General features: G+C 70.6%; 2 protein-coding genes and 1 pseudogene. 2 read left to right on the top strand and 1 reads right to left on the bottom strand.

Annotation, left to right across the window (positions count from 1 at the left end):
- Window positions 1-1,920: FdhF/YdeP family oxidoreductase (locus IZR01_RS48540; RefSeq protein ID WP_323747319.1), on the bottom strand; the 1,920-nt coding region annotated here is incomplete at its 3' end.
- Here IZR01_RS48540 and IZR01_RS48535 point away from each other — a divergent pair.
- Together IZR01_RS48535 and IZR01_RS48530 are read left to right on the top strand one after the other, a co-directional pair.
- Entirely contained in the window at window positions 1,901-3,469 is a 1,569-nt protein-coding gene (locus tag IZR01_RS48535) for a DUF2254 domain-containing protein (RefSeq protein WP_323747318.1), read from the top strand. The two genes, IZR01_RS48540 and IZR01_RS48535, sit on opposite strands and share 20 nt — an antisense overlap.
- 128 nt (window positions 3,470-3,597) lie before the next feature.
- Window positions 3,598-3,965, top strand: a pseudogene (locus IZR01_RS48530) (hypothetical protein); the annotation flags it as partial.

The following is a 3,965-nucleotide window of genomic DNA, read 5'->3' as shown; positions in this document are numbered from 1 at the left end:
GCCGGAGGGGGTGAGGAACACGAGTTCGCGCGCCGGCTGCTTGATGCGGAAGCCGAGGGGCAGGCGGACGCGGCGGTTGAAGTCCTCGAAGCCGTCCAGGACCTTGGCCATGGTGTCGCGGATGTGGTCGTAGTCCTCGACGTACCAGTCCCAGCGGGTCTTCGTGTCCGGGAGCGCGGCCTTGGCGATGCCGGCGATGATCGCGGGTTCGGACAGCAGGTAGGGCGAGGCGGGCTTCTTCATCCCGACCGAGAGGTGCACCATGCTCATCGAGTCCTCGACCGACAGCTGCTGCACGCCGCCGCGCTGGTGGTCCTTCTCGGTGCGGCCCAGGCAGGGCAGGATCAGCGCCTTCCTGCCGTGGACCAGGTGGCTGCGGTTGAGCTTGGTGCTGACGTGGAAGGTCAGCTCGCAGTTGCGCAGCGCCTCGTAGGTGTAGGCGGTGTCGGGGGCGGCCAGGGCGAAGTTGCCGCCCATGCCGCAGAACACCTTCACCTCGCCGCGGTGCATCCCCTCGACGGTGCTGACGGTGTCCCGGCCGAACGCGCGGGGCGGGTCGATCTGGCAGACCTCGGCCAGTCGGTCCAGGAACGCCGGCTTGGGTCGGTGGTCGATGCCGCAGGTGCGGTTGCCCTGCACGTTGCTGTGGCCGCGCACGGGGGAGGGGCCGGCGCCCTCGCGGCCGATGTTGCCGCGCAGCAGCAGCAGATTGACGATCTCGCGGATGGTGTCGACGCCGTGTTCGTGCTGGGTGATGCCCAGGCACCAGCTGATGACGCTGCGGTCGGCTTCGCGGTAGACCTGCGCGGCCTTGCGGATGTCCTGGCGGGGGACCGCCGCCTGCTGCTCGATCTCGTCCCAGGTCGTGGCCTCGACCAGCGCGCGGTAGTCCTCGAAGCCCTGGGTGTGGCGGTCGATGAACTCCCGGTCCAGCGCCTTGGGGTCCCCGGCCGACCACTCCAGCACGGCCTTGGCCATCCCGCGGATCAGGGCCATGTCGCCGCCGATGCGCGGCTGGATGTTCAGGGTGCTGGTCTTCGTGGCCTTGTTCAGCGCCATCTGCACGAACTCGTGCGGCACGATCGTGCGCGTGGCCCCGGCCTCGACCAGCGGGTTGATGTGCACGATCTGCGCCCCGCGGCGGTAGGCCTGGGCCAGCGAGGTGAGCATCCGCGGGGCGTTGGAGGCGGCGTTGACGCCCAGCACGAACAGCGCGTCGGTGCTCTCCCAGTCCTTGAGGTCGCAGGTGCCCTTGCCGGTGCCCAGGGCCGCGGTCAGGGCCCGGCCGCTGGCCTCGTGGCACATGTTGGAGCAGTCCGGCAGGTTGTTGGTGCCCAGCTCGCGGGCGAGCAGCTGGTACAGGAACGTGGCCTCGTTGCCCAGGCGGCCGGAGGTGTAGAAGGCGGCCTGGTCCGGGTCGTCGAGCCCGCGCAGGGTGCCGCCGATCAGCTCGAAGGCGTCCTTCCAGCCGATCGGGACGTAGTGGTCGGTCTCGGGGTCGTAGACCATCGGCTCGGTGAGCCGGCCCTGGTCCTCCAGCGCGAAGTCAGTCCACTGCTCCAGCTCGGCCACGGTGTGCGCGGCGAAGAACTCCCGGCCCGCGCGCTTGCGGGTCATCTCCCAGGTGACGTGCTTGATGCCGTTCTCGCAGATGTCCAGGTGCAGGCCCTTGAGCGAGTCCGGCCAGGCGCAGCCGGGGCAGTCGAAGCCGCCGTTCTCGTGGTTCATCTTCAGGATCGCGCGCGTGCCCTCGCGTAGTTCGCCCTGCTCCAGCAGCACGTGCGTGACGCTCTTCGCGGCGCCCCAGCCGGCGGCCGGGTGGCGGTACGGGTGCGAGCTCGGCGGCGCGTCCGGGACCGAGCCGACTGACGGCTCCAGGGGCGGGTCCGGGACCTCGGCGGTGCCTTCTGAGGACTTCACGGCGACCACCCTGCTCCCACAGTGGGCGGTCGGCTACCCCGGATGGCCCATTCGGGGCGTCAGATCCGCGCTCCGGGAGATCCACATGGAGATCCGCATCGCGCCGATCCACGTCTCGGGAACCACATCACGTCTCGGGATCCGCATCGCGCCGATCCCGCGGGTACTGGCGCTCACTTCAGGACTTCCAGGACAGGGGGCCGCGTTGACGCATGTCGAGCTGCGGCCCGGCTGGCGCCGGGAGGCGCTGCGCACCAGCCTGTGGTGGGTGCCGACGCTGGAGGTCGGGGCGGCGCTCCTGCTGTTCTGGGGCGGCAACGTCCTGGACCGCGCCGCCTACAACGGCTCGATCAAGCTGCCGTCCTGGGTGATCAGCGGCACCGCCGACGCCTCCCGGCAGATCCTGGCCGCGCTGGCCGCCGCCATCATCACCGTGATCGGCGTGGTGTTCTCGGTGATCCTGGTCGCCCTGACGCTGGCCGCCAACCAGCTCGGGCCGCGGATGCTGCGCAACTTCATGCGGGACCGCGGGACGCAGTGGACGCTGGGCACCTTCGTCGGCACCTTCACCTTCGCCATCCTGGTGCTGATCTCGATCGGGCCCGGCAAGCACGGCGACTTCGTCCCGCACGCCTCGATCAGCGCCGTGCTGTTCCTGTCGCTGCTGGACGTCGCGGTCCTGATCTACTTCATCCACCACATCGCGGTGCAGATCCAGCTCCCCTCCGTCATCGCCTCCATCGCCGCCGACGTGGTGCAGGCCATCGACGAGGAGGCCGCCCCGCCCCCGGGCAGCGAGTGGCTGGGGCCCTCGCCCCAGGAGATCCTGGCCGCGATGGACGCCGAGCACGGCGTGGTCACCTCCTCGGAGAGCGGCTACCTGCAGTACGTCTCGCACGCCAAGCTGGTACGCATCGCCACCGAGAACGACGCGGTGATCCACCTGCTGTACCGGCCGGGGCACTTCATCGTCGCCGGCCGGCTGCTGGCGATGGTGACGCCGCCGCAGGCCGCCCCGCGGGTCAAGGCGGCGCTGCGGCGCGCGCACCTGACCGGGCCCTACCGCTCGCTGAGCCAGGACATCTCGTTCGGCATCGACCAGCTGGTGGAGATCGCGGTCCGCGCCCTCTCACCCGCGGTGAACGACCCGTTCACCGCGCTGACCTGCATCGATTGGATCGGCGACAGCCTGCGGCAGGTGGCGCTGCGCTGGCACCCGCAGGTGGTGCACCGCGACCGGGCCGGCTATGTGCGGCTGATCCGGACCCAGGCCCCCTACGATCGGCTGGTGCGGCGCGGATTCGAGAAGGTGCGCCAGACCAGCCGCGGGATGCCGTCGGTGATGATCCGGGAGTTGCAGGCGCTGAAGGAGATCATGGCGCAGGCGCCGCGCCCGGCGCAGTACGCGGTGCTGATGCAGCAGGCCGAGATGATCAAGCGGGCGGCGGAGCAGTCGGTGCCGGAGCCGGGGGATCTGGCGGATGTGGTGGGGGTTTATGACGCGCTGGTCGCGCTGCATGGGCGGTTGCTGGCGGAGGCGGGGGACTAGGGTCTGTCCGGTCGAACGGACGCTCCGGGGACGGCGGTCGGCTTCCCGGTTTGCAGGCGAGGACTGTACGGATACGATCAGTCGCTCGTCTGTCGGCGTTCGATGATCTGAATATTCGGGGGGTTCGCGTGGGTGCGGACAAGGGTGCGGATAAGCATGAGATCGGTGGCGTCGGTGGCGGGGCGCTGCCGCTGCCTTCGGAGCCTTCGCCGGAGGCTGAGACGGTCGCTGTTCCGCTGGGGCTGGTGGATGTCGCCGCTGCTGCGGCGGCTGCGGGGGACGCTGATCGGCGGCGGCGCGCGATGGTGATCGGCGGCGGTGCCGCCGTGCTGGCCGTGGCTGTGGTCGTCGGGGTGCTCGCGGTGGGCGGCGGGTCGCATGCGGCGGCTTCGGGCTCGTCGCGTCAGGGTTCGCAGATCGGGAACGGTGGCGCGCCGTCCGGGGCTGACCTGGCCGGTGGTTCGGCGGGGCAGTCGACGCCGGAGCAGGGCGGCGG

The sequence above is a fragment of the Catenulispora pinisilvae genome, assembly GCF_015356865.1.
Classification (GTDB): Bacteria; Actinomycetota; Actinomycetes; order Streptomycetales; family Catenulisporaceae; genus Catenulispora; species Catenulispora pinisilvae.
Note: the sequence above shows the minus strand (reverse complement) of the source record. Positions and strands in the feature narration are given on the sequence as shown.